General features: G+C 68.6%; 26 protein-coding genes and 1 pseudogene. 3 read left to right on the top strand and 24 right to left on the bottom strand.

All coding sequences use genetic code 11. The annotated features are described in order from the left end of the window. Positions 1 to 200: 200 nt before the first annotated feature. From ACFQ4G_RS07615 to ACFQ4G_RS07625, 3 genes and pseudogenes are all read right to left on the bottom strand, one after another. A complete protein-coding gene (locus ACFQ4G_RS07615) occupies positions 201 to 1,448 on the bottom strand; it encodes an Hsp70 family protein (RefSeq protein ID WP_238205308.1) in 1,248 nt (415 codons plus the stop codon). A gap of 75 nt (positions 1,449 to 1,523) precedes the next feature. After that, positions 1,524 to 2,060, bottom strand: coding sequence for a tellurite resistance TerB family protein (locus tag ACFQ4G_RS07620; RefSeq protein ID WP_238205310.1), 537 nt, complete (start codon positions 2,058 to 2,060; stop codon positions 1,524 to 1,526). 133 nt (positions 2,061 to 2,193) lie between these two features. After that, positions 2,194 to 2,759 (bottom strand): annotated as a pseudogene (locus tag ACFQ4G_RS07625) (carboxypeptidase M32); the annotation flags it as partial. A gap of 500 nt (positions 2,760 to 3,259) precedes the next feature. Here ACFQ4G_RS07625 and ACFQ4G_RS07630 point away from each other — a divergent pair. Continuing rightward, positions 3,260 to 5,278 (top strand): putative bifunctional diguanylate cyclase/phosphodiesterase, encoded by a 2,019-nt coding sequence (locus ACFQ4G_RS07630; protein WP_238205312.1) that lies wholly within the window; start codon positions 3,260 to 3,262, stop codon positions 5,276 to 5,278. 22 nt (positions 5,279 to 5,300) lie between these two features. Here ACFQ4G_RS07630 and ACFQ4G_RS07635 read toward each other — a convergent pair whose 3' ends face one another. After that, positions 5,301 to 6,617 (bottom strand): replication-associated recombination protein A, encoded by a 1,317-nt coding sequence (locus ACFQ4G_RS07635; protein WP_238205313.1) that lies wholly within the window; start codon positions 6,615 to 6,617, stop codon positions 5,301 to 5,303. Positions 6,618 to 6,801: 184 nt separating this feature from the next. On the opposite strand from ACFQ4G_RS07635, the gene ACFQ4G_RS07640 reads away from it, so the two are divergent. Continuing rightward, positions 6,802 to 7,680, top strand: coding sequence for an intradiol ring-cleavage dioxygenase (locus tag ACFQ4G_RS07640; protein ID WP_238205314.1), 879 nt, complete (start codon positions 6,802 to 6,804; stop codon positions 7,678 to 7,680). Positions 7,681 to 7,684: 4 nt separating this feature from the next. Here ACFQ4G_RS07640 and ACFQ4G_RS07645 read toward each other — a convergent pair whose 3' ends face one another. The 4 genes from ACFQ4G_RS07645 to ACFQ4G_RS07660 form a co-directional block, all read right to left on the bottom strand. Continuing rightward, positions 7,685 to 9,148, bottom strand: coding sequence for a DegQ family serine endoprotease (locus tag ACFQ4G_RS07645; RefSeq protein WP_238205315.1), 1,464 nt, complete (start codon positions 9,146 to 9,148; stop codon positions 7,685 to 7,687). Positions 9,149 to 9,237: 89 nt separating this feature from the next. Continuing rightward, entirely contained in the window at positions 9,238 to 9,933 is a 696-nt protein-coding gene (locus ACFQ4G_RS07650) for a hypothetical protein (RefSeq protein WP_238205316.1), read from the bottom strand. A gap of 240 nt (positions 9,934 to 10,173) precedes the next feature. Beyond that, positions 10,174 to 10,533 (bottom strand): phasin, encoded by a 360-nt coding sequence (locus tag ACFQ4G_RS07655; RefSeq protein ID WP_238205317.1) that lies wholly within the window; start codon positions 10,531 to 10,533, stop codon positions 10,174 to 10,176. A 323-nt stretch (positions 10,534 to 10,856) separates the two neighbouring features. Further along, the gene (locus tag ACFQ4G_RS07660; RefSeq protein WP_238205318.1) at positions 10,857 to 12,095 is read right to left on the bottom strand and encodes a glycosyltransferase; all 1,239 of its coding nucleotides are present in this window, start codon (positions 12,093 to 12,095) and stop codon (positions 10,857 to 10,859) included. A 215-nt stretch (positions 12,096 to 12,310) separates the two neighbouring features. Between ACFQ4G_RS07660 and ACFQ4G_RS07665 the strand changes: the two genes are divergently transcribed. After that, positions 12,311 to 12,493: a hypothetical protein gene (locus tag ACFQ4G_RS07665; RefSeq protein WP_238205563.1), complete on the top strand. Its 183-nt coding sequence runs from the start codon at positions 12,311 to 12,313 to the stop codon at positions 12,491 to 12,493. A 93-nt stretch (positions 12,494 to 12,586) separates the two neighbouring features. Here the strand turns inward: ACFQ4G_RS07665 and ACFQ4G_RS07670 are convergent, their stop codons facing one another. From ACFQ4G_RS07670 to ACFQ4G_RS07745, 16 genes are all read right to left on the bottom strand, one after another. Beyond that, the gene (locus ACFQ4G_RS07670; protein WP_238205319.1) at positions 12,587 to 13,390 is read right to left on the bottom strand and encodes a succinate dehydrogenase iron-sulfur subunit; all 804 of its coding nucleotides are present in this window, start codon (positions 13,388 to 13,390) and stop codon (positions 12,587 to 12,589) included. A gap of 9 nt (positions 13,391 to 13,399) precedes the next feature. Next, on the bottom strand, positions 13,400 to 13,774 hold the full coding sequence (locus ACFQ4G_RS07675; RefSeq protein ID WP_379040018.1) for a DUF5615 family PIN-like protein: 375 nt from the start codon (positions 13,772 to 13,774) through the stop codon (positions 13,400 to 13,402). Then, a complete protein-coding gene (locus ACFQ4G_RS07680) occupies positions 13,771 to 14,004 on the bottom strand; it encodes a DUF433 domain-containing protein (RefSeq protein ID WP_238205321.1) in 234 nt (77 codons plus the stop codon). The genes ACFQ4G_RS07675 and ACFQ4G_RS07680 overlap by 4 nt, the downstream gene beginning before the upstream one ends. Positions 14,005 to 14,031: 27 nt before the next feature. Continuing rightward, a complete protein-coding gene (gene sdhA / locus ACFQ4G_RS07685) occupies positions 14,032 to 15,852 on the bottom strand; it encodes a succinate dehydrogenase flavoprotein subunit (protein ID WP_238205330.1) in 1,821 nt (606 codons plus the stop codon). Positions 15,853 to 15,881: 29 nt separating this feature from the next. Further along, complete coding sequence (gene sdhD / locus ACFQ4G_RS07690) at positions 15,882 to 16,295, bottom strand: succinate dehydrogenase, hydrophobic membrane anchor protein (protein ID WP_238205332.1); 414 nt, start codon at positions 16,293 to 16,295, stop codon at positions 15,882 to 15,884. Between the two features lie 12 nt (positions 16,296 to 16,307). Further along, complete coding sequence (gene sdhC, locus ACFQ4G_RS07695) at positions 16,308 to 16,709, bottom strand: succinate dehydrogenase, cytochrome b556 subunit (protein WP_238205334.1); 402 nt, start codon at positions 16,707 to 16,709, stop codon at positions 16,308 to 16,310. Positions 16,710 to 16,865: 156 nt separating this feature from the next. After that, a complete protein-coding gene (locus ACFQ4G_RS07700; RefSeq protein ID WP_238205335.1) occupies positions 16,866 to 18,188 on the bottom strand; it encodes an SLC13 family permease in 1,323 nt (440 codons plus the stop codon). A 159-nt stretch (positions 18,189 to 18,347) separates the two neighbouring features. Next, positions 18,348 to 18,983, bottom strand: a complete 636-nt coding sequence (locus ACFQ4G_RS07705) for a response regulator (protein ID WP_238205337.1) — start codon at positions 18,981 to 18,983, stop codon at positions 18,348 to 18,350. Positions 18,984 to 19,026: 43 nt separating this feature from the next. After that, entirely contained in the window at positions 19,027 to 19,557 is a 531-nt protein-coding gene (locus ACFQ4G_RS07710; RefSeq protein ID WP_238205339.1) for a hypothetical protein, read from the bottom strand. Then, the gene (locus tag ACFQ4G_RS07715) at positions 19,554 to 20,507 is read right to left on the bottom strand and encodes a YncE family protein (protein ID WP_238205341.1); all 954 of its coding nucleotides are present in this window, start codon (positions 20,505 to 20,507) and stop codon (positions 19,554 to 19,556) included. Before ACFQ4G_RS07715 ends, ACFQ4G_RS07710 begins: the two co-directional genes overlap by 4 nt. Beyond that, positions 20,504 to 21,055: an SRPBCC family protein gene (locus ACFQ4G_RS07720; protein WP_238205343.1), complete on the bottom strand. Its 552-nt coding sequence runs from the start codon at positions 21,053 to 21,055 to the stop codon at positions 20,504 to 20,506. Before ACFQ4G_RS07720 ends, ACFQ4G_RS07715 begins: the two co-directional genes overlap by 4 nt. A 3-nt stretch (positions 21,056 to 21,058) precedes the next feature. Then, entirely contained in the window at positions 21,059 to 22,048 is a 990-nt protein-coding gene (locus tag ACFQ4G_RS07725) for a vWA domain-containing protein (protein WP_238205345.1), read from the bottom strand. Then, positions 22,045 to 22,611 (bottom strand): MxaK protein, encoded by a 567-nt coding sequence (locus ACFQ4G_RS07730; protein WP_379040063.1) that lies wholly within the window; start codon positions 22,609 to 22,611, stop codon positions 22,045 to 22,047. The genes ACFQ4G_RS07725 and ACFQ4G_RS07730 overlap by 4 nt, the downstream gene beginning before the upstream one ends. Before the next feature lie 182 nt (positions 22,612 to 22,793). Next, positions 22,794 to 23,837, bottom strand: coding sequence for a vWA domain-containing protein (locus tag ACFQ4G_RS07735; protein WP_238205550.1), 1,044 nt, complete (start codon positions 23,835 to 23,837; stop codon positions 22,794 to 22,796). Further along, on the bottom strand, positions 23,837 to 24,757 hold the full coding sequence (locus tag ACFQ4G_RS07740) for a nonribosomal peptide synthetase MxaA (protein WP_238205347.1): 921 nt from the start codon (positions 24,755 to 24,757) through the stop codon (positions 23,837 to 23,839). The genes ACFQ4G_RS07735 and ACFQ4G_RS07740 overlap by 1 nt, the downstream gene beginning before the upstream one ends. A gap of 8 nt (positions 24,758 to 24,765) precedes the next feature. Further along, the gene (locus ACFQ4G_RS07745; protein WP_238205552.1) at positions 24,766 to 25,605 is read right to left on the bottom strand and encodes a DUF58 domain-containing protein; all 840 of its coding nucleotides are present in this window, start codon (positions 25,603 to 25,605) and stop codon (positions 24,766 to 24,768) included. Positions 25,606 to 25,616 lie beyond the last annotated feature (11 nt).

Genomic DNA, 25,616 nt, shown 5'->3' on the forward strand with positions numbered 1-25,616 from the left:
GGGCCGGTGCCTTCGCGGTCGGGCCGGCGGAATGCGCCGGGCCTGCCGGTGCGGTACGGCTTGCCGCCGCCGGAGGGCGGTCCGCCCTTGCCGGCTCCCGAGCCCTTGCGCCCGGCGCCGCCGCGTGATGGTGGTCTTGTGGTCATCGCGTGCTCGTAACACCCTCGCCTCTCTCGGCAAAGCGCCACGAGGACGGGATGTCAGGCCGCGCGGCGCCCCGCCTCGATGGTGAGGCCGGTCCCGACCGAGCCGAACGTGTCGCCGTCGACGATGCGGGCCTTCGGCACGCCCGCCACCAGCGCGGCGCGCACATGCGGCAGGCCGGTGGAGCCGCCGGTGAGGAACAGGGCGTCGATATCGTCGGCCTGCAATCCCGCCTGTTTCAGGCAGCGCCCGATCCGCTCGGCGATCCGGCGGGAAAGCTCCTCCGTCTGTGCCACGAGCGCGGCATGGTCGAGGTCGGCCGAGAGTCCCGGCTCGACCCAGCCGAGGGCGACCCCGCCATGGCCCGCATCCGAGGCCGCGATCTTGGCGCCCTCGACTTCCATCGCCAGGGAATGGCCGCGCTCGGCCTCCACCACCGTGTAGAGCCGCCCGATCAGGTCCGGCCGGCGCGCATCGCGGCGGACCTCCTCGATCTCGCGCAGGGTCTTGGCGTTGTAGAGCCGGTTGATGCTCGACCAGGTGGCGAGGTCGTGGAAATAGCCGCTCGGTACGTCGAGGTCGCCCCGGTTCATCGGGCTGCCGAGGCCGAACAGCGGCATCACCGTCCCGAGGCTGAGGCGCCGGTCGAAATCGGTGCCGCCGATGCGCACGCCGTCATTGGCCAGGATGTCGCCGGACCGATCCACCTTGGCATGGCGCTCGGGCGAGAGCCGCACGATGGAGAAATCCGAGGTGCCGCCGCCGATATCGGCGATGAGGGCGATCTCCTCTCCCCTCACCTGCTGCTCGTAATCGAGCGCCGCCGCGATGGGCTCGTACTGGAACGAGACGTGGCGGAAGCCGATGCTCCCGGCGATCTCGCGCAGGGCGTCCTCGGCCCGGGCATCGCCCGCGGGATCGCCGTCGACGAAATGGACCGGCCGGCCATGCACCACGGTGTCGATGCCCGTCCCCGCCTGCGCTTCGGCCCGTGCCTTCACGGCGGCGAGGTAGCGGGCGATGACGTCGCGAAAGCGGATCCGCTCGCGCCCGACCGGCGTCGTCTCCTCGAGCAGGGAGGAGCCGAGCACCGATTTCAGGCTCCGCATCAGCCGTCCCGGCGTGCCCTCGACATACTCGGCCATGGCCGCGCGGCCGACGAGGGCCGCCTGGCCGGGGGGAAAGAAGATCGCGCTCGGAATCGTGACGTGGTCGCCCTCCAGCCGCAGCAAGGCGGGCCGCCCCTCGGTGACGAGGCCGAGCGTTGTGTTGGACGTGCCGAAATCGAGGCCGCAGGCCGCCATGAAGGTCTCCGGACGAAGGTCCGCTGGAATGGGGGCCGCCGACCTACAGGCTGCGCCGCGCCGGGTCCACCGGTCTCAGCGTCCGGAATCGCCGGCCCGGCTCGCCTTCAACGCAGGGCTTGCGGCCATGAGGTCTTCCCTGAACTGCGTAATCGCCTTGTGCTGCAACTCGCCCATCTCCGAATGCGCGCTTGCGACCGCAATCAGCATGTCCACGAGTTGCAGGCGCTCGTCGGGCGTCAGCGTCTCGCGCAGGAGTGGGAGCAATTCACCTGCCAGCAGTGGGAATGGTCTGCGTGCCTGGGTGTAGCTCCAGGCAACCTCGTACATCGCCGATATCGCCTCGACTTCGAGGGGATCTCTCATGAATTCGAGAATTCGCGACTTCTCCGCCGCGGTCACGGGACTTCCGGTCCGAGCGACCTGTAGCATCAGCGTCACGGCTGCGAGCCGGACGTCACGCACGCGCTCGATCGGAATGCCGATCAGCTTCGCCAGTGGCGAACGCGCCCGGCGCACCATTTCGTCGACGTTCGTGTCGGAGCCGCGTTTGCCGCTGATGATCCAGACGAGAATGCCCGCCGCGAGCAGAAGGAGCGCCACGATCCACACGATACGAATCCATCAGAAATCTATCTCTGGTTGCGTATCATGATGGACTGCGATGACAGCTTGCAAGAACAAAGCTTGACCATATTGTCGAGAAGAGTGGCCGTTGGGCCTGGTTCAGCCGTCCCTGGGATAACCGTCGGCGCGGGTGGCGGAGAAAATATCCCGCTCCGAGCAGCGCACCGGTGGCGGCGACGAGAAGTTCGTCGGTCTCCGGGACGCCGTCACGGCTATGGACGCTGTCGCGCAGCCATCCGAGCAACGCAGTGAAATCGCCTTCGGCGAGGTCGGCGAAGGTGCCGGGCAGGCTATCGCAGGCGGTGCGGAAGGCTTGCGCAGCGGCCATGGCGCCGAGCGTGTAGGCCACCTCGATATCGCCGAGGATCGTTGCCGATTCGAGGTCGTAGCGCAGGAGGATATGGGCCGGATATGTGACTTTGTCGGCATCGACCCGGATCAGGCCCGGCCCGGCCCGCGTGCAGAGGCGGTGCAGGTTCCCGGCCTCCCAGCCGGCTCCCTCCCCGCCGAAGGCCTCGCGCAGGCGCGGGGCGAGGCAGACGCAGAACTCGGCCCAGCGGCAGGCCTGCATCTCGACCCGGAGCGACTGGCTCTCGTGCAGGCTCATTCTCCTGGCATTGCCTCCGGCTGATGGTGCCTCTCTTTCGAGCGAGCGGGCTCGGGGAGCGGTGTCTCGGACAGCACGCGTCGGGCGAGCAAGTCTCGGGGGCGCCGTAAGGAGCGATTCGTGATGTCGCCGCACGATCGAGTTCCGCGCGTCGGTCTCGGTGATGCAACGGGCATGGTGCGGATCCGGCATTTGAAGAACCCATGCGATCGAGAGCTTACGGGATGCTCGATCCCGACGTGATTTCGGAGCCGATCTTCGCTCGGCGCGATTGCCAGGGCTTTGCTTTCCAATTCAAATAATGATCCGCATAATTCAGTTGAATTATGCGATATAATGTAAAAAATCGCAACCACTTAAAGCGTAGTTAAGTATTGTTCGGTCAGATATCGATCGAGTGGATAGTCCTCGCAGTTTCCCGCCGCCGAGGGGGGCGCTCGCCGGCTGGAGCCTCCAGCGTGCCCGTTCGGCGCGCGTGATGTTCGCGATTGGGATGAGGTCGATGTCGGGTTGTCCGGTTTTCGGAAGGGCGCCAGCCGGGGCGGTGCGGCCGGTGGAGCCGCTTTCGTTCGAGCGCATGTTCGAGACGCTCCCGGTCGGTGCGATGACCTGCAATCTCGACACGTTCGAGATCGACTATGCCAATCCGTGCTCCATCGCCCTGCTCGAATCGATCCGCGACACGCTGGGCTTCGACCCGGTGGACATCGTCGGCACGTCCATCGACGTATTTCACAAGAATCCGGCCTATCAGCGCGGCCTGCTCTCCGACGCCGCCCAGCTCCCGCACAAGGCCCGCATCTGCTTCGGCACCGAGTGGCTCGACCTGCACATCCACGCCCTGCCCGATTCCACGGGGCGGGTCAGCCGCGCGCTGCTGGTCTGGGCCATCGCCACCGCGGAAGTCGCCAAGGAGCAGGAGGAATATCGCCTGCAGCGGATGATCGACGACATGCCGGTGGCGGTGATGACGGTGGATCCCGTCAGCTTCAACATCACCTACCTCAACGAGACATCAATGCGGACGCTCGGGCAGATCAAGGACCTGCTGCCGATCAGGCCGTCGGAACTCCTCGGCGCCTCGATCGACGTCTTCCATCGCCATCCGGAACACCAGCGAAAGCTCCTGTCCGATCCGGCCAACCTGCCCCACCGGGCCAGGATCAAGCTCGGGTCAGAGGTGCTGGATCTCCAAGTGACGGCGGTGACCGGAACGGACGGCGCCTATCTCGGACCGATGCTGACCTGGTCGGTCATCACACAGCAGGTCGCGGCCGAGGCGCGCATCCAGCAACTCGCGCATTTCGATACCCTGACGGCGCTCGCCAACCGCAACACGTTCCGCGAACACCTGAATGCCCGCCTGTCCTCCCCCGATTGCCGGCTCGGCCTGCTCTTCATCGATCTCGATGGCTTCAAGTTCGTCAACGATTCCAACGGGCATCTCGTGGGCGACATCCTTCTGAGCCGCGTGGCGGACCGCCTCCGCGCCCATTGCGTGCGCCCCGGAACTCTGGTCGCGCGCCTGGGCGGAGACGAATTCGCCATCCTGATCGCGGATGCGGGCGTGGCGGAGGCCTCGGCCCTCGCCGAGGATCTGATCCGCGAGATCGTGAGACCCTATCAGGTCGAGGTCGATCGGCGCCTCGAGATCGGCGCCTCGATCGGCGTCGCGGCGGCCCCCGAACATGGAACGGACTCGGAACTGCTCCTGTCCCGTGCGGACATGGCGCTCTATGCCGCCAAGGCGGCCGGCAAGAAGACGTTCCGGGTCTTCACACCCGACATGGAGTTCCGCCTGTACGAGCGCGTGCGCCTCGAAGGCAAGCTGCGCGAGGCCCTCACCGAAGGCAAGGGCCTGTTCCTGTTCTACCAGTCCATCACCGATATCGAGACGGGCCGCATCACGGCCCGCGAGGGCCTGATCCGCTGGTACCACGAGCGGCGGGGATGGATTTCGCCGGTCGAGTTCGTCCCGGTCGCCGAGGAAAGCGGCCTGATCGACGAACTCGGAATCTGGGTGCTCAACCGCGCCTGCCAGGACGCCGCCGGCTGGGACGACGACGTCCGCGTCGCGGTCAACGTCTCGGCCAAGCAGCTCGGCAAGGGCACCCTCGCCACGAACATCCTCACGGCGCTGGTGCGCGCCGGCCTGGAGCCGAGCCGGCTCGAGATCGAGATCACCGAAAGCGCTCTCCTGGCCGACGAACTCGATTGCCTCGCCGACCTGCGGCGCGTGCGCGACCTCGGGGTCCGTGTGGCGCTGGACGATTTCGGGACCGGGTTCTCCTCCCTGGCGCACCTGCGCTCGTTCCATTTCGACAAGATCAAGATCGACGGCTCCTTCGTGCAGGACGCCATCCAGCGCCCGGATTGCGCGGCGATCGTCGGGGTGCTGGCCGATCTCGGCAAACGGCTCGGCGTGACGACGGTGGCCGAGGGCGTCGAGACGCAGGCCCATCTCGACCTCGTCAGGGCCGAAGGCTGCCGGGAGGTCCAGGGCTACCTGCTCGGCCGACCCGCGCCCTCCTCCCGCGATGTCCCGCTCGTCGCTGCGCTGAACCGGTTGCAGATCCAGGTATCCGACGTGGCCTGAGCCTCTGCCCCGGCCGGTCACGTCACGTCGCGTCCTCGCGGCGCTCCTTGCGCAGACGCTCCCAATGGGCGAGGCGGTCGCCGTAGCGGGTCTCCATGCCCCGGTCGGTGGGCTCGTAGAAGTGCTGGCGGCCGAGCTGTTCCGGCCAGTAATCCTGGCCGGAGAATGCGTCCGGCTCGTCGTGATCGTAGCGGTAGCCCTCGCCGTAGCCGATCTTGCGCATCAGCTTGGTCGAGCCGTTGAGGATGGTGCGGGGCGGCGGCAGCGAACCATGCTCCTTCGCCACCCGCGTCGCCGCCTTGTAGGCGGTGTAGACCGCGTTCGATTTGGGGGCGCAGGCGAGGTAGACCGTGACCTGGGCGAGCGCGAGTTCGCCCTCGGGCGAGCCCAGGAAGTCGAACGCGTCCTTGGCGGCGGTGGCCACCACCAGGGCCTGAGGGTCGGCGAGCCCGATATCCTCCACCGCCATCCGCACGAGGCGTCGGGCGATGAACAGGCGGTCCTCGCCCCCGTCGAGCATGCGGCAGAGATAGTAGAGTGCCGCATCCGGGTCCGAACCGCGCACGGTCTTATGCAGGGCGCTGATGAGGTTGTAATGGCCTTCCTGGCTCTTGTCGTAGATCGGCGCCCGGCGCTGGACGATCTCCTGCAGGGTGGCGGCGTCGAAGATCTCGTCCCGCTTGGCCGAGCGCCACACCTCCTCGGCGAGGGTGAGGCAGGCGCGCCCGTCGCCATCGGCCATGCGCACGAGGACGCCGCGCGCCTCTTCGTCCAGCGGCAGCGGCCGTTCCGTCAATTCCTCGGCGCGGACCAGCAGCTTGGCGATGGAGGCGTCGTCGAGGGAGCGGAACAGCAGCACGCGAGCCCGCGACAGGAGGGCGGCGTTGAGCTCGAAGGACGGATTCTCGGTGGTGGCGCCGACGAGCGTCACCGTGCCGTCCTCCATCACGGGAAGGAAAGCGTCGAGCTGGGCCCGGTTGAAGCGGTGGATCTCGTCCACGAAGAGCAGCGTCCCCTGCCCCATCGTCCGGCGCTGGCGCGCCGCCTCGAAGACCTTCTTCAGGTCGGCGATGCCGGAGAAGATCGCCGAGATCTGCTCGAATTTCAGGTCGGTCTCGTGGGCGAGAAGACGGGCCACCGTGGTCTTGCCGGTGCCGGGCGGCCCCCAGAACACCAGGGAGCCGAAGGACTTGGAATTGAGGAGCCGGGTCAGCGAGCCGTCCGGCCCGGTCAGGTGCTCCTGACCGACCACCTCCGCGAGGGAGCGCGGGCGCAGCCGGTCGGCGAGCGGGCGCGGCGCATCGTTCTGCAGGCCGGCGGAGGCGAAGAGATCGGACATCGGCGCATGAAGACGCGGGGCGGCGCGGACCGCAACACCTCATATCGCGTCGTCACCCGCGGAATGGCCGATCCGGAATGGCTGATCCGCGCCCATCGCCGTTCACGGCAATATTCGGGATACAGGAACGGCGCAAAAGGCGCCCTATCTCCGAGAGGAGTTCCCTGAACCGGAGCCCTGCGCCATGTCCGATCGCCCCGGCCCCTATTCCCGCCCCGGCCTCTCGCGCCGCGCCGCCCTGCTCGGGCTGACCGCTTCGTCCACGGGCGCCCTCGCCGCGACCGGCACCGATCCGGGCCCGCCGCGCGGGCGCGGATCGCTCGATTCCGACACCTGCATCCTGACGCCGCAATCAATCGAGGGACCGTACTATCTCGATCCGCACCTCGTGCGCTCCGACATCACCGAGGGTCGCAGCGGCGTGCCGTTGCGCCTGCGCCTGCGGGTGCTCGATGCGGGGGCCTGTACGCCGATCCCGGGCGCCCGCGTCGATGTCTGGCATGCCGACGCGCAGGGGCTCTATTCCGGCTACCAGGGTCAGGGCGACACGCGAAGGATCTCCACATTGGGACAGACCTTCCTGCGCGGGACCCAGGCCAGCGACGCGAACGGCTGGGCGAGTTTCGAGACGATCTATCCCGGCTGGTATCCCGGCCGGGCGACCCATGTGCATTTCAAGGTCTTCCTCGACGAGCGCAATCTGGTGACCGGTCAGATGTATCTCGTCGAGGCGATCAACGAGTTCGTCTACGGCAACATCCCGGCCTACGGGAAGCGCCGGCAGCCGCGCGAGACCCTCAATGCCACGGACAGGATCGCCCTGGACGAAGACCCGCAGCGTCTCGCCTTCTGCGCCATCAAGGAGGAGCGCGACCGCTACGTGGCGACCCTGTCGGTGGGGGTCGACCGCCGGGCCTCGCGGCGTTCCGGCGGCCTCGGCCTCATCGCGGGGGCCGGGTTCCTTCTACCCGCGCCGGTCAGAAGCCTTCTGGGCTTCGACGCGACCCCGACCTTTGCGGACAGGGTCGACGCGCTCGCGCCGGGCGCCAGGGCCCGGCCATAGGCTCTCAGCCGCCGAACACCGAGGTCAGCACTTCGCCGCCGCGGTTGATCGAGACTTCCCACATGCCCTGGCTCGCCCGCGTCATGCGTTCGAGGTCCTTCGTGGTGGTCACCGGCGCGCCGTTGATCGCCACGATGACGTCGCCGATCTGAAGGCCGGCGCGGGCGGCGATGGAGCCTTCGTCGACGGACGAGACCGCGACCCCCTCGCTGGCGAAGTCTTTCTGCAGCTCTTCCGCCACGGCCGGCGAGGTGTTGACGAGGGTGGCGCCGAGGAAGGGCGAGCGGGTGCGCACCTTCAGCGCGTCGCGCGGGCGCGTCTCGGGAGCCGAGGCGAGCTTGATCGAGACCGTGGACCGGGTCGTGCCGCGCAGGATGCCGAACTTCGCGGTGCCGGTGATGCCCTTCAGGGCGAAGCGGTAGCCGAAGGCCTCCGGATCGTCGACGACCTTGTCGTCCACCGTGAGGATCAGGTCGCCGCGCTTGAGGCCAGCCTCCTCAGCGGGGCTCTTCGGCTGCAGGCTCGCCACCAGGACGCCGGTCGGGTGGTCGAGCCCCATACTCTCGGCGATGTCGGCCGACACGCTCTGCACCCGCGCGCCGAGCCAGGGCCGGCGCACGGTGGTGGCCCCGCCCTTGGCCGTCTCCACTACGGCGCGCACCATGCTGGTGGGGATGGCGAAGCCGATGCCGTGGCTTCCCCCCGATTGCGAGAAGATCGCGGTGTTGATGCCGACGAGCTGCCCCTGGAGATCCACCAGGGCGCCGCCGGAATTGCCAGGATTGATCGCCGCATCGGTCTGGATGAAGAACTGGTAGTCGGAGGAACCGACCTGGGTCCGTGCCAAAGCCGAGACGATGCCCTGCGTGACCGTCTGGCCGACGCCGAACGGGTTGCCGATGGCCATGACGAAGTCGCCCACTTCGAGGGCGTCCGAATCGCCCATGGGCATCGGCACGAGGCCGCCGGACGGGCTCTTGATCTTGATGACGGCGAGATCGGTGCGGGGATCGCGCAGCACGATGGTCGCCTCGAACTCGCGCCGATCCGAGAGCGAGACGCGGACCTCGTTCATGTTGTCGATGACGTGGTTGTTGGTGATGACGAGGCCGGATTCATCGACGATGACGCCGGAGCCCAGGGATTTCTGCGCCCGCTCGCCCGGCATCCCGCGTCCGCGCCCGGAGCCCTGCTCGCCGAAGAAGCGGCGCATGAACTCGTCCATGGCACTGCGGGAGGTGCCGCGCTGCTCCACATGCGAGGCGTAGACGTTCACCACCGAGGGCGCCGCCCGCTTCACCACGGGGGCGAAGGAGAGATGGACCTCGCCCTTCGAGGACGGCACGGTCTTCGCGGGCGGCTTGGCCGGCATGGTCGCGTCCGGCGTCTTCATCATCTGCGCCCGAGCGGTCGGCGAGACGGCGATCGTCGCTGTGACGAGGCAGGCGAGCAGCGGCTGACGGAACATCGCGATCTCCAAGATTGCGCGCGCAGACGGCAGGGCCGCTGCGGAATCCGGGATATCTAGACGGGCCGGGGCGCCGGCGCGAGGGGTGTTCAGCTCCGCCGAACCGTCGCGGCGATGCGCCCGGCCCGGCGGGCGAGGCTGGCGATGCAGCTCAGCGAGGCATCCGCCGCCCGCTGCATCTCGTTGACCTGGAGGCGGATGGCGTCGGCGGGATTCTTCGCGGACGACAGCGCACCCCAATGCGCGAAGGTGGCGAGGCTCTCGTTGCGGAGATAGGCCGCCAGCGTGTCGTTCGCGGCGGTGATCTCGCTCAGGGCGGAAACGGCGACGACGCGCTGCTGCTGGGGAGCGACGGCCTGTGCCGAAGCAATCGCGCTCTCGATCTCGGCCGGCAGGAGGGAATCCGGCTGCGCGGTGCTCTCGTCCGGCGCCTTTTCCGTGTGGACGGCGTCCCCATCCTGCGCCTCGGCAGCGATGGTCCCGACGGCGGAGACCGGAACAGCCACCACGTCCTCAAGAGCCTCCGCTTGCGGAAGAGCGGGTTCCGGCGAGTGCGCATCGTCCGGGACGGCGTCGGCACCGATGGTGGACACCTCGTCCGCGGCCTGTCCGGACAGCAGCGCTTCCTGCGATACGCTCTCCATCAGCGCTTCGCCTACAGACGGTTCGACGGTATCGAGGGTCGATGGCACCGCCGTCCCGTCGTCCCCGGCCTGCAGGATCGTATCCTGCAGCTCCGCTGCGGCGTCGACATCCAGCGGGGCGGGTTGGGGGGCATCCGTCATCGAGGCGCTCGCTTCATTTCCGGCTATCCGGGCCGGGCGGCCGGGTCTGGTTCTCTCGCGATCGATGGAGCGTCCTTGTCGGCGTGTGGCCATGATCCGCGTCCCCTTCGTCCAACCTCCGCCGCGCCCGGCCTGACCCGGGCGAGCACGGTCTCGTCCTCCGACCCGTCTCACGGGTCTCGGCCTACGTCTCACGTGATCCCGACACCGAGTCGGGCCGCGCGAGACGGGGCAACCGGATCAGACGCCTTTCGTGGCGGTCTGCGCAAGGGCACCGAGATCCTTGGCCTGGCCCTGGATCGTGGCGATCTGCTTGCGCAGGAACTCACTCTGCAGCTCGAAAGCTTCCTTCAGGTCGCGGGTGCGCACGAGTTTCTGGGCGAAATCGAAGGTGGAGCTCGCATTCTCCTGAACCTGGTCGAGGCTCTTGGCGAACACGGCCTGAATCGTCTCATGCGCCGTCTTCGACGAGGACTGGACCTGCTCGGCGGACTTCACGACGGTCCCGAGCAGGCTGCTCACGGCCGTCCGAGCCTGATCCACGCTCTTCTCCGCGAAATCGCGCAATTCGGTGGGGATCTCGAAGCTCGGGGCGTTCATGTCGTTCCTCACTGCTGGTTGATCGCGCGCGATATGACGCGCCGCACCATCGATATGTTGCAGTGCAATATATAAGTCAAGATCGACTTAGAGACAATCTTCGCGCAATAGCCCAGGCTCCGGGAAAGCCCGCGCAGCCATCCGGACAGGTTCCGGAAGAGAGACGAACAGTCTAAGCAAACAGGGAGATGCCGGTCAAACGCTCGCCGACAGTAATGACGATTCGGCATCTGTGTTATGTATTTCCTCCGTCGAAGTCCGCGTCGCCGAGCGCGAACCGCCAAGGTTTCCGGCGGCCGGCGTTGCTGCCGGCCGTCCCGCGTCTATGACGCGGAAACGCTCGACCGTCGGAGGGGAAGGTTCCGCGCGATGCCCTCGTAGAGCGTGATCAGCGCGGCGGCATGCGCGGCGATGGTCAACGGCGCCTGCCAGTAATGCGCATGGGCGGCGCGCCCCAGCGCCTCCGCCTTCGTCGCGTCGAGGCGCCGAAACGCCGCCGCGAGGGTGTCCCGCTCCGGCGCCACGACATAGCCGGTGATGCCGTCGATCACCTTCTCGGCGGCGCCCGAGCGGTCCGAGGCGATGACGGGAAGCCCCGATGCCAAGGCCTCGTAGATGGTGAGCGGGCCGGTCTCGAACCAACGGGACGGTGCGGCCAGCGCCCGTGCCCGTTGGAGGAGAAGGGTGGACACTTCCTCCGGCGTTCGCCATCCGAGCATTTCCACATGCGGCTGCGCCCGCAACTCCGCCTCAAGCGGGCCGGTGCCGATGAAGAGCGCCGGCATGCCCGCATCCCGCGCCGCGTCGGCGACGAGATCGGCGCCCTTCTCGCGGGTGAGGCGGCCTACATAGGCGATGGCCTGCGCGCCAGCCGGATCGGCCCGCGGACCTTCCCCGACACGCACCGGATTGTCGACGCGGTGATGGGTGACGGACAGCGAGCCGAGCTTTCCATCCATGCGATGGATGCTGGCATCGCAGACATGGATCACGTCGAGATGACGTTCGTGCAGGGCGACGCGCTGGGCGATGCTGCGGCCGATGCGGATCGCCTTGTGCAGGCGGCTCTTCGGATCGCAGGGAGCGGCGATGCAGGACGCGGAAAGCGGTGTCAGGCCGCACGGGCGATTCTCGTCGAAGCGGTAATAGACGCCGTTGGGACAGGACAGAAAGTAATCGTGCAGCGTCACCACCACCGGGATGCCGCTGTCGAAGAGGACCGGAAAGATGCTCGGCGACAGGCTGCGGGTCCATTGATGCAGATGGATGACATCCGCCGGGCGCGGCAGTGCACCGAGTCCGGCACGTAAACGGGTCGCCGAATCCCGGCTCCACACGCCCGACAAAGCCGCTTCCAGGGCCGCACGGTTCCAGATGTCGGCATTGCCGAGACAGATCCGCCGGATCCTGGGATGGTCGAGGAGCGGGTCCGCCGGTCCCGCAATGGCCTGGATGAAGGTGACGTCGATCCCGGCTTCGGCGAGGCCGTGCGCGGATTCCACCGCGACCTTCTCGGCACCCCCGCTCGCCACGGCGAATTCTGCGAGGATCACGATATGCATGGCGTGCCCGAAACCTTGGCCGGCCCATGAACGGGTGCCGTCCATGCCGGGGAAGGAACTCTAGCCTCCATCGCCTCACGTCCGGTAAACGCGGCCCGGATTCCGGCAAACCGCCTTCGGCCGGCGAAAGAAGGGATCGGGCGCCCTCTCCTCGCGTTGGTCTCCATGAATGTGCCGTCCCCTGCGGCGGTCAGGCGAACCCGAGGAGAGACGCCATGGCGGATACACCGCAGACACCCAAGCCCGAGGCCGATGACGAGCGCCCGATGGACCCGGCACGCACCGGCGACAAGAAGCACCCCGAGAACCATCAGGACGAGATGAGCGAGCGTCTGGATGAGGCGCTGGAGGAGACTTTCCCGTCCAGCGATCCGGTCTCGGTGAAGATCACGAAGTAGCAGGCCGCGCCGGCCGACACGAGAGGCGTCGAGATGCGAGGCATCCCGGCGCCTTTGTTCGTCCGACCGCCCGGCGATTGCGGTCAGCGCGGATCAGACCTCGCGCGAGACCATCATCTTCTTGATTTCCGCGATGGCCTTTGCCGGGTTCAGGCTCTTCGGACAGGCATTGGCGCAGTTCATGATCGTGTGGCAGCGATAGAGCCGGAACGGGTCGTGCAGGGCGTCGAGGCGCTCGCCGGTATTCTCGTCGCGGCTGTCGATGAGCCAGCGATAGGCCTGGAGCAGGGCGGCCGGACCGAGGAAGCGGTCGCCGTTCCACCAGTAGCTCGGGCAGGAGGTGGTGCAGCAGGCGCACAGGATGCATTCGTAGAGCCCGTCGAGCTGGGCGCGATCCTCGGGCGTCTGCTTCCACTCGCCTTCGGGCGCGGGCGTTTCGGTCTGGAGCCAGGGCTCCACAGACGCGTGCTGGGCGAAGAAGTTGGTGAGGTCCGGCACCAGATCCTTCAGCACCGGCATGTGCGGGAGCGGATAGATCCGCACCGCGCCGGTCTTCTTGCCCTTGGCCTGCTCCTGGCACTCGTCGATGCCCATGGTGCAGGCGAGCGCGTTCTGGCCCTCGATGTTCATGGCGCAGGAGCCGCAGATGCCCTCACGGCAGGAGCGGCGGAACACCAGGGTCGAATCGACCTTGGCCTTGATCCAGAGCAGCGCGTCGAGGACCATCGGCCCGCAATCGTCGCGGTCGACCTGATAGACGTCGACCCGCGGATTGGCGCCGTCATCCGGGTTCCAGCGATAGATCCGGAATTCCTGGAGGTTGTTGCCCCCGGTCGGCCGGGGCCAGGTCTTGCCCTCAGTGATCTTGGAGTTCTTGGGAAGGGCGAATTCAGCCATGAGAAGGGCCTACTCTTTCCGGGCGAAATCGAGGGCGCGCAACCGAAGCCGCTCCGCCTCTATGGTCAGGATCGCGCCGGAGAGCAGGTCAGCCTCCGCGCGGGCGAGGGCCTGGACGACCAGGGGGCCGATCCGGGCGGATAAGGTCGTGTCGGTGCGGAGCTGGACGACGCTCGGGCTGGACGCGCCCGACATCGCCAGCAAGGTCCCGAAATCGAGATCGTTGGTGAGAACGATCCGGTCCTCGGTCCGCGCCCATTCGACGATGGCGTCATCGGCAGCATCCACGGCGCCGACATTCGACCAGTGGACCGCGTCGTGACCGGCTGTTTGCAGGCAGCCGACCCAATCCATCGATAGGTTCATGTCGATCACGAACCTCACGCCGCCGGCTCGAGGTCAATCTCGCGTTCCTGCGCCAGCCATGCGCCGAAGCGCATGGCCTCGAGCACGTCGTCCCGTTCCAGATAGGGATAGGCCGAGAGCAACTCGTCGATACCGACGCCCGATCCGAGATTGGCCAGGATCATCCCCACCGTCACCCGCATTCCACGGATGCAGGCCTTGCCGCCCATGACGGACGGGTTGCGCGTGATCCGGGGGAATGCGTTCATGAATGCGAATTCCTCGATCTCAGAATCTCAATACACCCGCGCCTTCGGTTCGATATACTGGATCTCGTTCGACATCGTGTAGGTGTGGACCGGGCGGTAATCGATGTTCACCTGCTGCGAGGTCTCGTCGAGCCAAGACAGGGTGTGCTTCATCCACTCCTTGTCGTCGCGGTCGGGGAAGTCCTCGCGGGCGTGCGCCCCGCGGCTTTCCTTGCGGTTGGCGGCGGATTCCATGGTGACGACGGCCTGACCGATCAGGTTGTCGAATTCCAGGGTCTCTAGCAGGTCGGTGTTCCAGATCAGCGAGCGGTCGGTGATCTTGATGTCGGCCTCGCCCTGCCAGACCTTGTGGATCAGGGCCTTGCCCTCCTCCAGCACCTCGCCGGTGCGGAAGACGGCGCAGTTGTTCTGCATGGTCTTCTGCATCTCGGCGCGGAGTTCGGCCGTGGGCGTGCCGCCATCGGCGTAGCGGAAGCGGTCGAGGCGCCCGAGCGCCTTGTCCGCCGAGTCCTTCGGCAGGTCCATCTGGCGGGCGCCCGGCTCGACGATCTCGGCGCAGCGCAGGCCCGCCGCGCGGCCGAACACCACGAGGTCGATGAGCGAGTTCGAGCCGAGGCGGTTGGCGCCATGCACCGAGACGCAGGCCGCCTCGCCGAGCGCCATCAGGCCCGGCACCACCGTGTCGGGGTTGCCGTTCTTCAGGGTCAGCACCTCGCCGTGATAGTTCGTCGGGATGCCGCCCATGTTGTAATGGACCGTCGGCAGGACCGGGATCGGCTCCTTGGTGACGTCGACGCCCGCGAAGATCTTGGCCGATTCCGAGATGCCCGGCAGGCGCTGGTGCAGGATCGCCGGGTCGAGATGGTCGAGATGCAGGTAGATGTGGTCGCTGGTCTTGCCGACGCCGCGTCCGGCCCGGATCTCCATGGTCATGGAGCGCGAGACGACGTCGCGCGAGGCGAGGTCCTTGGCGCTGGGAGCGTAGCGCTCCATGAAGCGCTCGCCCTCGGAATTCGTCAGGTAGCCGCCCTCACCGCGCGCGCCCTCGGTGATGAGGCAGCCGGCGCCGTAGATGCCGGTGGGGTGGAACTGCACGAATTCCATGTCCTGCAGGGGCAGGCCGGCGCGCAGCACCATGGCGTTGCCGTCGCCGGTACAGGTATGGGCCGAGGTGGCCGAGAAGTACGAGCGTCCGTAGCCGCCGGTGGCGAGGATCGTCATCTGGGCGCGGAAGCGATGGATCTCGCCCGACGCCTGGTCGATGGCGATGACGCCGAGGCAGCGGCCCTCCTCGTCCATGATTAAGTCGAGGGCGAAGTATTCGATGAAGAAGTTGGTGTGGTTCTTCACCGCCTGCCCGTAGAGGGTGTGCAGCATGGCGTGGCCGGTACGGTCGGCGGCGGCGCAGGTGCGCTGGGCGGTGCCCTTGCCGTAATCGGTGGTCATGCCGCCGAACGGGCGCTGATAGATCTTGCCTTCCTCGGTACGCGAGAACGGCACGCCCCAATGCTCCAGTTCGTAGACGGCGGCAGGCGCGTTGCGCACGAGATACTCGATGGCGTCCTGGTCGCCGAGCCAGTCCGACCCCTTCACGGTGTCGTACATGTGCCAGCGCCAATCGTCCGGGCCCATGTTGCCGAGCGAGGCCGAGATGCCGCCCTGTGCCGCCACGGTATGCGAACGGGTGGGGAACACCTTCGAGATGCAGGCGGTGCGCAGGCCGGCCTGGGAGCAGCCCACGGTGGCGCGCAGGCCAGCGCCGCCGGCGCCGACGATCACGACGTCGAACGTGTGGTCGATGATGGAATAGGCGGGCGCGCCGTTGCCGTTGGTTCCGTTGGTGGCCATGGGCAGATCCTTCGGTTTCTTGGGTGCGATCAGACCAGCTTGCCGAGGCTCACGCGCAGGATCGCGTAGAGGCAGGCAACGGCGACGACGACCGCATAGGCATTGTTGGCGAACAGGCTGGCGAGCTTCAGTCCCTTGGAGTGGACGTAATCCTCGATGATCACCTGCATGCCGATCCTCATGTGGAGCGTGACCGAGATCACGGCGAGGATCAGGACGAGCGCCACGAGCGGGTGCGACAACAGCGCGACCGCTTCCGGGTAGGGGCGGTTGGCCATCATCGCGACGATGACGACGAAGCCGAGCATCAGCGGGGCGTTGGCGGCGGCGGTGAGGCGCTGCTGCCAGAAATGCCCGGCCCCGTGGCCGGAGGCACCGAGGCCCTTCACCCGGGCGCGCGGGGTCCGCATGGTCACGTTCGTGTTCTGACGGTTGTCTGCCATGGCGATCGCTCCTCAGCGCAGGACGAGGGCGAGGGCCCAGATCAGGACGGTCAGGATGACGGAGCCGATGAGGGTGGCGCGGGCCAGCCCCATCCGCTGCTCGCGGTCGAAGCCGTAGCCGAAATCCCAGATGAAATGGCGCAGGCCACCCAGCATGTGATGCATCAGGATCCAGGTGTAGACGAACAGGACGAGCTTCCCGAGGATCGACCCGAAGAACCACGCGACCCAGCCATAGGCCGCCGGGCCGGAAGCGAGGGCCACGAGCCAGATCGCCACCAGGGCGGTGCCGCCGTAGAGGGCGGTGCCGGTGACGCGGTGGAACACCGACATCGCCATCGTCCAGGTCCAACGGTAGATCTGGAGGTGGGGCGAGAGCGGCTGGGCGACCGTGGGTCGGACGGTGGGTGCCATTCTGCGAAAGTCCTCGGCGTTGTGGTGCCAATGCCAGCAGCGATGCTGCTCAGATTGGACCGTCTCTAAAGGGGTAGGGCCCGAGCGCCAATGCGCAACGGCGGTCTATGTGCATTGCGGTGTGACACACCCGCTCATTCGTCATCCGGCCGGTCCTCACGGGAAGCGGCCCAGCGCGCGCCACCAGAGATAGTCGAGCGGCGCGATCACGAAGAGCGATGCGAGCCCCACCACGATTGTCAGGATGGTGGCCGATCGGAGGGGAACCCGGCCCAGATCCATCGCCATCACGATGGGCGGAGCCTGATAGGGCAGGAACAGGGTGGAGTATCCCACGACCTGGATCATCACCACGCTCGCAAGGTCCAGACCGCTGGCGCGCGACATCTCTCCGGCTAGGGCCGTGTAGAGGGCCGGGGCACCGTTGGCGGTGACGGCGACGGCGAAGATCGAGGCGATGACCGTCAGCACGCCGAAATTCTGCGCCGATGCCCCCGGCTCGAGCGGCGCGACGCCGAGCAGGACATGACCGAGTCGGGCGCCCAGCCCGGTCTCGTTGACGACCGCCACGAGACCGAGGAGTGCCGCCACGTAGAAGCAGGTCCGTAGGTTCACCGCGCCGAAGGCCTCCGCCGGTAATACGCCGACACGCGGCAGGAGACAGATCACGGCCGCCGTCAGTCCGATCCAGGCCGGGGCGATGTGATGCAGGCTGTCCGTCACCCAGAAAGCCAGCGTGAGGGCGAGGACGATGGTGAGCCGCCGCTCCTCCGGCGAGAAGGACGGCATCGTTCCCACCTCTTCAGCTGCCGTCGGATGCATCCGGTCGGGGAACAAGCGCACGATGGCCGCCACCAGGACGAGGCCCTTCACGCCAGCGAGGACCGGGGCGTGGAGGAGGAGATACGGCAGGTAGGCGAGATGCAATCCGTACTGCGTCTCGGCCGTGCCGGCCATGACGAGGTTGGGCACGTTGGCGGGGAGGATCGCCGCCGAGAGAAGCGGCGTTGCGAGTCCCACCGCGAGAACGGCGCCGTGCCGGCCCGGCCGCCCCGGTTCCAGGCCGAACGTGTCGCACAGGGCCAGGACCACCGGGATCAGCAGGGCGATACGCCCGAGATTCGAGGGCATGACGAAGGCGAGGAGGAAGGACAGGGTGACGATGGCCGCGACGAAGCCCGTATAGGAGCCCGACAGCCGGCCGGCGAGGCTGCGCGCGAGGCGGGTGCCGAGGCCTGTCCGGGTGATCGCGAGACCCACCACCATTCCGCTCAGGACGAGCCAGAAGGCCGACGACGAGAAGCCGGAAAACACCGTCGATGCGGGCGCGAGCTTCAGCAGCATGGCGGCCGCGAAGAACAGCATCGCCGTGACCACCTCGGCTACGATGCCGCTCGCCCACAGGCCCATGCAGACGACGAGCAACAGGGCGGTCACGAGAACCGTCTGTTCACCTGCGAGGATGGACGCCACCTGCATCTGCGGGACATGCTCCGCCGGAGCCGGGCAGCAATGGGGACCCGGTCTCACGGCGCGGACATTGATCTCGAATTGGAGTGGTTCGCAATTCGGATGTCGCCGACCGATCCTTCGCGAATGGCGAAGGATCGGCTGTGTGCGACGCGTCGCGGACGCGGTTCAGCGCACCCGCTTCTCCTGGTCCACGGCCACCCGGATGAGGTCGGCGAGAGACCGCACGCCGAGCTTCTGGCGCATGGCGGAGCAGGTGTTGAGGACGGTGCGGTACTTGATCGACAGGGTATCGGCGATGCCCTGATAGGAGGTGCCGCGGCTGAGGAGCGACAGGATTTCGCGCTCGCGGCCGCTGAGATCGGCCAGGGGCGAACGGCGGGCCCCCGCCTGCAGAACCGCGATCTCCACCGCGAGATCGTGATCGAGGTAGCTCCGACCCGCTCGCACCGCCTCGAAGGCCTTGAGGAATTCCGCGGTCCGCACGTCCTTGAAGACGTAGCCGATGGCGCCGCTCTCCAGGGCGCGCGACACGATGACCGGATCGTTGTGCATGCTGAAGGCGAGGATGCGGGTCTCCCGCGCCAGGGTGTGGATCCGCCGGATCAGCGACAGGCCGGACAGCCCCTCCCCCTGCAGGCTCAGGTCGGCGACGACCATTTCGGGGCGCAGGCGGTGAAAGATCCGATAGGCGGCCATGATGTCCGTCGCCTCGTGGATCGTCTCGATCCCGGCATCTTCCATCAGCCGACGGAAGCCGCGCAGGACCACGGGATGATCGTCCACCACGAGGACGGCCGTCATCGCCGAGCCTCACCGTCGCATGGCATCATCGGGCAGAAGGCCGTCACGGCGTCGCCTGCCCTTCGTTCTGGACCGCGTAGCGCTCGGTCAGCCTCGACAGGGCGCTCGTCCGGTCGGCCCCCTGCTGGCGCGTATTGTAATAGTGCTGGCACATCTCGCCGAAGAGCTGCTTGCGATGGGTCGCGGCGGCGACCTCTTCGAGCCCGTCGATGAGGTCGGCATAGGGCTCGGGCTTGCCGGCCTCCGCCAGCATCTGGCCGAGCTGGACGGTGCGGTTGGCGATCATCCGCGGGTCCTCGATGAACGAGTCCTTCGCGCGGGTCAGGCTGTGGCGAAGGTGCTCGGTCTGGGAGCCCACTTCAGGCGCCGGCTTGCCGATCTCGCGGCTGGCGAGCCAGCGGGCAGGCTCCATCGGGTCCGTATGCGAGAGCCAAGTCGGGACGTCCGCGTCGGATTTCGTCGCGACCACCACCTGATCCTCGGTGCTCACGGCCTGATCCTTTCCCTCCTCGCCCCTGTCGCAGGCGGAGAGGACGAGCGGGAGACACAGGATGGCGCAAGCGAGCCGGTTCATCGGACCGCCTCCGAGACCGCGCCGACGACGAGGCTGCGCGGCCCCTCGGCCACGGGGATGCGCGCCGTCTCCGTCAGGGATCGGAGGTCGATGACCGACACGGAATCCGAGAACCAGTTTGCCACATAGGCCGACACGCCATCGACGGCGATCCCTTCCGGGTAGCGTCCCACGGGGATCGTCGCCTTGAGGTCGAGGCTGGCCGCGTCGATCACCACCACCGTGCCGGCCTGCTGGTTCGTGACGAGGACGAGGCCGCCATCGGCGCTCGTCGCGACGCCGTAGGGCATCCCGCCGACCTTCACCGTCGCGATGACCGCCATCGTTCCGGTCTCAATGACACTGAGGTCGCCGCTGCGCACGTTCGCCACGTAGAGCCGGTCCTGGCGCGGATTCAGGCCGAGGGCGAACGGCCCCTCGCCCACCGGCACCGTCGCCAGGCGTTCCATCCGCGCGGTGTCGATGACGCTCACCTGCCGGCTCTCGCGATCGGCCACGTAGAGCCGGCCCTTGCGGTCGAGGACGAGGCCGGCCGGGTCCCTGCCCACGGCGCAGCTTCCTTCGACGGCGCCCGTCCCGGCGGAGACACGCACCAGGCGCCCGCCGGCCCAGTCGCCGACGAAGAGGCTCGCCCCATCCGCCGAGGCGACGATGCCGAAGGCCTGGCCCTGAAACGGCAGCCGCCGCAGGACGGCATTCGTGCGTCCGTCGACCACGTCGATCCCGGCATGGTCGGGCTGGGTCAGGTAGAGGCGGCCGTCCGGACCGGCGGCGACCTGTGCGATCCCCTGCCCGACCGCGACGGAGGCCGCGACGACGCCGGCCCCCGCCTCGATGCGGGTCAATGCCCCGGCGCCCTGGCTCGCCACGTAGACGGGCCCCGCCTCCACCGCAGGGATGGAGAGGACGAAGGCGAGGCCGGCGAGCAGGATCGGGCGCGTTGGGCTCATTGCTTCGCCTTGCCCTCCACGCGCGCCTTCAGCCCCTTGAGGCCGTTGTCGAAATAGCGGTTCATCGCCTCCTTGCCGGCGGCGTCGCTGAGTTCCTCCGGCGGCTCGTTGCCGGTATCGCCGCGATAGAAGCGGCCGAGCCATTCGACCTTCGAGCCCTCGCCATCGGGACTGACGGTGAGCGTCGCCGAGTAGGACGAGACCGGCAGCGCCTTCAGATCGGCATCGCCGAGGCGGTAGGAATAGCTGCGCTTGCCCGCATCCCACTCGTCGAGCCCCTCGTCGAGGGTGCCGCCGTTCTTGAGGGTCAGAGTGCGGCGGCCGCCCGAGGCGTTGCCGCCGGTGCCGACACTCTTCGCCACGTCCGGATGCCAGTTCGACATACCGGCGAAATCGCCGACCACGGCCCAGACCGCGTCGGGCTTCGCCGCGATGGTGACGGACTGGTCGACCTTCTGCGGCGTCGGGCCGTGAGCGAGGGCCGTGGTCGAGAGGAGGAGTGTGGCTGCCAGGGGAGCGAGAAGCGCGGGCGGCAGGGCAAGACGCATCGATCAGACCTTTTTTCCGATGAAGAAACGGCCGGCCCCGAGCAGCGGGGCGGCGAAGACGGCGAGGATCAGCGCGAGGGCGATCCCGCCGAACAGGGGGCGCAGGTCGAGGCTGCCGGGGAGAGGGCGCGGAGTCGCCGCGCGTGCCAGGGCGTCCGGCAGGCCCGAGGGTCCGTCGAGATGGGCGTAGGTCAGCCCCGTCGCCTGCGCGAGGGTCCTGAGGTAGGGCTCGCGGACGGAGGACAGGTGCTCGGTCCCGGTCGCGGCGCTGGCGCCGAAGGGGGCGTTGCGCGGGTTGTAGCCCTCGCGGCTCTCGGCATCGGCGGGGGGCGGCCCGAAGCGGTTCTCCTGCTGGACGTCGCCCGCCCCGTAGAACCCGATCTCGCGGCCGCGATCGTTGTAGCGCGGGATCGGCGACAGGCCGTAGGCCCCGGCCCCGACGATGAGGCCGCGTACCGCGCCGGGCTTGCCGTCGAAGGCGGGACCGCCGGTGCTGGGCAGGGGTGGCGCCTCCTGCCCGTCGGTGACGAAGACGAGGTCCGTGCCGAGATCGGCCGCCATCTCCACGGACCGGAACAGGCCGGCCGAGATCCGGCTGTCGCCCTCCCAGGCCATGCGCCAGTCGACGGCCTGGATGGCGCCGTCGAGGGGCGCGAAATCGGCGCAGACCTCGATCGGTGCGAAGAGCAGGAAGGGCCGCCGCTCGGTGAAGAGGGCGAGCGCCACCCGCGAGCCGCAGGGCAGCGCACCGACGAGATCGCGCAGGGCGGCCTTCGCTGTCTCCAGGCGGCTCACCGGCTTGCCGTCCGCCCCGGCATAATCGCGCACGTTCATGCTGCCGGTGATGTCGAGGACGGCCAGGACCTCGACCCCGTTCCGGGTGAGCGGCAGCGGGCGCGCCACGAAGGTCAGCGCCACGAGAGCGAGCGCGCCGGCGAGAAGCTGGAACCGCCGGTCGCGCAGGTTGCGGCGGACGAGGCTCGCGGCGTTCACGGCTCGCCCCGGGGCTGGCCGGGAATCTCTGTCCAGATCTTCTTCGGCTCGGCCTTCAGCTCGTCGCCGGTCTTGCGGTCGAATTCGGGGAAGTCGCGCAGCAGGCGGGAAGCGACGTCGAGGTTGAACTTCGCGTCCCACAGGTCCGGCCGGCCCTGGAGCGCCCGCCGGTAATCCTGCCGCGCCAGCGTGATGAGCGGCCCCGCCGGGTCGAGGTCGCCGCGCTCCAGGTGATCGAAGGCCTGCCGGAGACGGGCATTGGCCAGCGCATAACGGGCGCGCGCCGAGCGGTCGGTCTCGCCCAGCCGGTCGAGGGCCTCGATCAGCGGCTCGATCTCCTCCACCACGCCGCGCCGGGCGAGGTGCTGCACGCGGGCGAGCAGGACGGGAGGCGCCGCAGCGAGGGAGACCGGCACGTCCTTGCCGGAAGCGAGCGCCGCGATGGTGGCGTTGTCGCGCGCGACCCGCCAGGCCGCCGCGCCGAAGCCGAGGGCGATCAGCAGGAGCAGGATCGGGAGGACCACCAGGAGACGGGGACGGGCGCGGCGCAGGGCGCCGACCAGTCTGGCGCGGACCTTCCCTCTCCCCTCTGCGGGAGAGGGTGGACCTCGCGTCAGCGAGGGTCGGGAGAGGGGAGCGCGCTTTCCGGAGGGGTCGCTCCCTCTCCCGGTCGCTCCGCGACCACCCTCCCCCGCAGAGGGGGGAGGGTTGGCGGCGCGCGTCGATGCCGGTCCGGTAATCCTGCTCATGCGGCGAGCCTCGATGTCGCCGGCTCTACGACCGAGGCGTCGACACGCCCCCGTCTCCGCCGCAGGCTCGGATCCGCTTCCGCGAGCTTGCCCGCGACCAGAGCGAGAAGGCCGATCAGGCTCAGGCCGTAGGCCCATCTTGACAGGTCGCGGCGCGGACGCTGCTCGGTATAGGGGATCGGGTCGCGCTCCAGCCGCTCGATCTGGCCGATGGCGTCGGCCACCGCCTCGGCGCCCTCGGCCTCGAAGGCACGGTAGGGTGTGCCGAGGCTCTTGAAGAACAGGTCGAGATGGCGCTCGGGCGCGGCCTGGGGCGTGTCCTCGCCCGACGGCTTGTCGGAAATGGAGGGCGAGCCCTTGGTGCGCAGGAACAGCCAGTAGAGGTTCGGCCGGATGCGGGCGAATTCGGCGCGCAGCGCTCCCTGTACGCGCGGATCGATCACCGCCGCACCGTCCGAGACGATGAGCAGGGCGCGGGAGACGTTGGCGGCGTTCGCGCCGAACTGCGACAGCGCCATGGCGAGACCGCGCGCGACGTTGGTGTAGTCGAGGCCGGGCCGGTCGATGGCGGCGATGGCCGCGCGGACCGCTTCGTGACGGTCGGTCATCGGCACCACGAGCATGGGGGCGGTGGAGAAGGCGGTGACGGCGAACTGGTCGTGCGCGCGGCTGCCGACGAAGTCCGCGAGCAGCCGGCGCGAGGCCGCCGCCTTGGATTCCTCGGCTCCCGAGGGCTGACGTCCGGCGAAGGTCTCGTTCATGCTGCCCGACCGGTCGACGAGGATCGAGACCTGGGCGCCGATGCCGGTACGGGTGATGGTCTCGCCCTGCCGGTAGGGACCGGACAGGGCGACGACGAGGCCGCCGATGGCGAGGAAGCCGGCCGCGCGCAGGCTCCAGCCGATCGCCCGCGACAGGCCGTCGAGCGGCCCCGCCGCGATGCTGGAGACCCGGGTCAGCCGCTGGCTCGACACCGCCAGCGGCAGCAGGGCCAGGGGCAGCAGCCAGAGCAGCCAGGAATGTTCCGCGGAGACGCGCATCATGATGCGCGCTCGATGGCGGCGAGCCGCCGCGTCAGGGACACGAGGTCGGACGGGGCGAGGAGCCGCGTGCCCGCGGCGGGACCGGACCCGAAGAAGGTATGGCGCGACGCGTCGAGGAAGGCGGCGAGGCCGCGCTCCTCCGTTCGATAGGCCGGGTGGCGCGCGAGGAAGGTGGGGAGATCGTCGGCGAGCACGCGCCGGCCGTCGGTCTCGTCGAGGGCGCGGTGGAGGGCGAGGAGGCCTTCGCCATAGGCGGCATCGGGATCGGGGCGCTCGAACAGGGTACGGAGCCGGCGCAGGCACAGGGCGAAGGCCCGCCCGCCTCGTCCGGCGAAGGGCCACCAGGTCCGGTCCCAGGCGAGCCCGGCGAAGGCGACGAGCGCCATGGCGGCGAAGCCGGCCCCGCCGAGGACGAGCGGCTGCGGATCGAGGGCCGCCACGCGCCCGTCCGGCCGCATGTAGCTCTGGGGCTCCGCGCGCGCGGGCGGCTGCACCTCGCGCAGGGGCGAGATGTTGAACGACCAGGCCGGGACCTGGGCCTTGGCCGTGGTGGCGCCCCGGTCGCTCTCGCTCACGAAGGTGACGGTGAAGCCCGGGATCTCCAGCGCCCGCGCATCGAGGGCGGCGTAGAAGTTCTGGTAGGTGAGATCGAGGCGCACCCGGCGGCCGTCTCCCACCGAGGCGTCCGAGACCGCGATGTCCCGGAGGTCGAGCCAATAGGCCATGGCGCCGGGATGGGGCAGCGAGGCCGACTGGAGCGCGAAGCCGGGCTCGACGACGATGTCCACCTGGGCGCGCACCAGATCGCCGAGGAAGTAGCCGAAGGGGCGCGGCGTGCGCACCTCCACGGACCGCACCTGCGCCTGTGCGGCGACCGACGAGCAGAGGAGGAACAGGATCGGGGCGAGGCGACGCATGGGCTGACTCAACTCGCCAGCAGGTGGCGGCTGACCGCGTCCGGGTCGAAGCGGCCGGACAGGCGGAAGGGGGGACGTCCGTAGGCGGTCGCGATCCGGCGCAGGGTCGAGGCCCGCTCGGCCTCGCGGGCGATCCAGCGGCGGCGCAGGCTCGGACGCATGAAGACCACGCGGCGGCCGGCGCCTTCGAGGTCGTCGAGTTCCATCAGGCCCCATTCGGGGAGGCCTTCCTCCTCGGCGGCGTCGGCCACCACCACCGGCACGAGGTCGTGGCGCGCCAGGCTCGAGAAGGTGTTCGCGATGGCGGCGTCCGGCCAGCGGAAATCGGAGATCAGGAACACGATCTTGGGGCGTCCCACGAGGCGGCGGGCGGCCTCCTCCATCCCGTCCGCCCGGTCGACGGTGCAGGCGGCCCCGGCGAGGCGCGAGGCCACCTCAGCGGCAATGCTCCGGCGGCGGCTCGCCGGCAGGAGCACGTCCTCGCGAACGGTCGCGTCGCAGCCCATCAGGCCGAAAGCGTCGCCGATGCGCGTGGCCGAGGCGGCGAGACAGCCGCAGAGCGCCGAGACGAGTTCCATCCGGTCCGCCTCGCCGGAAAAGCGCATGGAGGCGGACAGGTCGACGAGCGCCCACACTTCGATGGACGTGCGGCTCTCGAAGCGGCGGACATAGGTGCCCTCGAACGGATCGCGCAGGGTGGCGCGCACGTCGATGCGGCGCGCATCCGGCATGCGCAGGAACGGCACCTGGTCGCGGAACGTGCCGAGGCCGCCGGCATCGCGGCCGCGATGCGCCCCGGCGACCGTGCCGGGCACGCGTCCGCGGGGACGGTAGACGATGTCCGGCATCGGTTCGGGCA

This window comes from Methylobacterium marchantiae (assembly GCF_042679825.1).
Classification (GTDB): Bacteria; Pseudomonadota; Alphaproteobacteria; order Rhizobiales; family Beijerinckiaceae; genus Methylobacterium; species Methylobacterium marchantiae.

Coding starts and splice junctions, on each gene's coding strand:
- ACFQ4G_RS07700 (WP_238205335.1), bottom strand. CDS start 18,188: ATGCAGGTGGCGTCCATCCTCGCAGGTGAACAGACGGTTCTCGTGACC.
- ACFQ4G_RS07740 (WP_238205347.1), bottom strand. CDS start 24,757: ATGCGTCGCCTCGCCCCGATCCTGTTCCTCCTCTGCTCGTCGGTCGCC.
- ACFQ4G_RS07630 (WP_238205312.1), top strand. CDS start 3,260: ATGTTCGAGACGCTCCCGGTCGGTGCGATGACCTGCAATCTCGACACG.
- ACFQ4G_RS07710 (WP_238205339.1), bottom strand. CDS start 19,557: ATGAACCGGCTCGCTTGCGCCATCCTGTGTCTCCCGCTCGTCCTCTCC.
- ACFQ4G_RS07640 (WP_238205314.1), top strand. CDS start 6,802: ATGTCCGATCGCCCCGGCCCCTATTCCCGCCCCGGCCTCTCGCGCCGC.
- ACFQ4G_RS07705 (WP_238205337.1), bottom strand. CDS start 18,983: ATGACGGCCGTCCTCGTGGTGGACGATCATCCCGTGGTCCTGCGCGGC.
- ACFQ4G_RS07715 (WP_238205341.1), bottom strand. CDS start 20,507: ATGAGCCCAACGCGCCCGATCCTGCTCGCCGGCCTCGCCTTCGTCCTC.
- ACFQ4G_RS07650 (WP_238205316.1), bottom strand. CDS start 9,933: ATGACGGATGCCCCCCAACCCGCCCCGCTGGATGTCGACGCCGCAGCG.
- ACFQ4G_RS07735 (WP_238205550.1), bottom strand. CDS start 23,837: ATGCGCGTCTCCGCGGAACATTCCTGGCTGCTCTGGCTGCTGCCCCTG.
- ACFQ4G_RS07635 (WP_238205313.1), bottom strand. CDS start 6,617: ATGTCCGATCTCTTCGCCTCCGCCGGCCTGCAGAACGATGCGCCGCGC.
- ACFQ4G_RS07645 (WP_238205315.1), bottom strand. CDS start 9,148: ATGTTCCGTCAGCCGCTGCTCGCCTGCCTCGTCACAGCGACGATCGCC.
- ACFQ4G_RS07660 (WP_238205318.1), bottom strand. CDS start 12,095: ATGCATATCGTGATCCTCGCAGAATTCGCCGTGGCGAGCGGGGGTGCC.
- ACFQ4G_RS07615 (WP_238205308.1), bottom strand. CDS start 1,448: ATGGCGGCCTGCGGCCTCGATTTCGGCACGTCCAACACAACGCTCGGC.
- ACFQ4G_RS07655 (WP_238205317.1), bottom strand. CDS start 10,533: ATGAACGCCCCGAGCTTCGAGATCCCCACCGAATTGCGCGATTTCGCG.
- sdhD (WP_238205332.1), bottom strand. CDS start 16,295: ATGGCAGACAACCGTCAGAACACGAACGTGACCATGCGGACCCCGCGC.
- ACFQ4G_RS07745 (WP_238205552.1), bottom strand. CDS start 25,605: ATGCCGGACATCGTCTACCGTCCCCGCGGACGCGTGCCCGGCACGGTC.
- ACFQ4G_RS07670 (WP_238205319.1), bottom strand. CDS start 13,390: ATGGCTGAATTCGCCCTTCCCAAGAACTCCAAGATCACTGAGGGCAAG.
- sdhC (WP_238205334.1), bottom strand. CDS start 16,709: ATGGCACCCACCGTCCGACCCACGGTCGCCCAGCCGCTCTCGCCCCAC.
- ACFQ4G_RS07665 (WP_238205563.1), top strand. CDS start 12,311: ATGGCGGATACACCGCAGACACCCAAGCCCGAGGCCGATGACGAGCGC.
- ACFQ4G_RS07720 (WP_238205343.1), bottom strand. CDS start 21,055: ATGCGTCTTGCCCTGCCGCCCGCGCTTCTCGCTCCCCTGGCAGCCACA.
- ACFQ4G_RS07680 (WP_238205321.1), bottom strand. CDS start 14,004: ATGAACGCATTCCCCCGGATCACGCGCAACCCGTCCGTCATGGGCGGC.
- sdhA (WP_238205330.1), bottom strand. CDS start 15,852: ATGGCCACCAACGGAACCAACGGCAACGGCGCGCCCGCCTATTCCATC.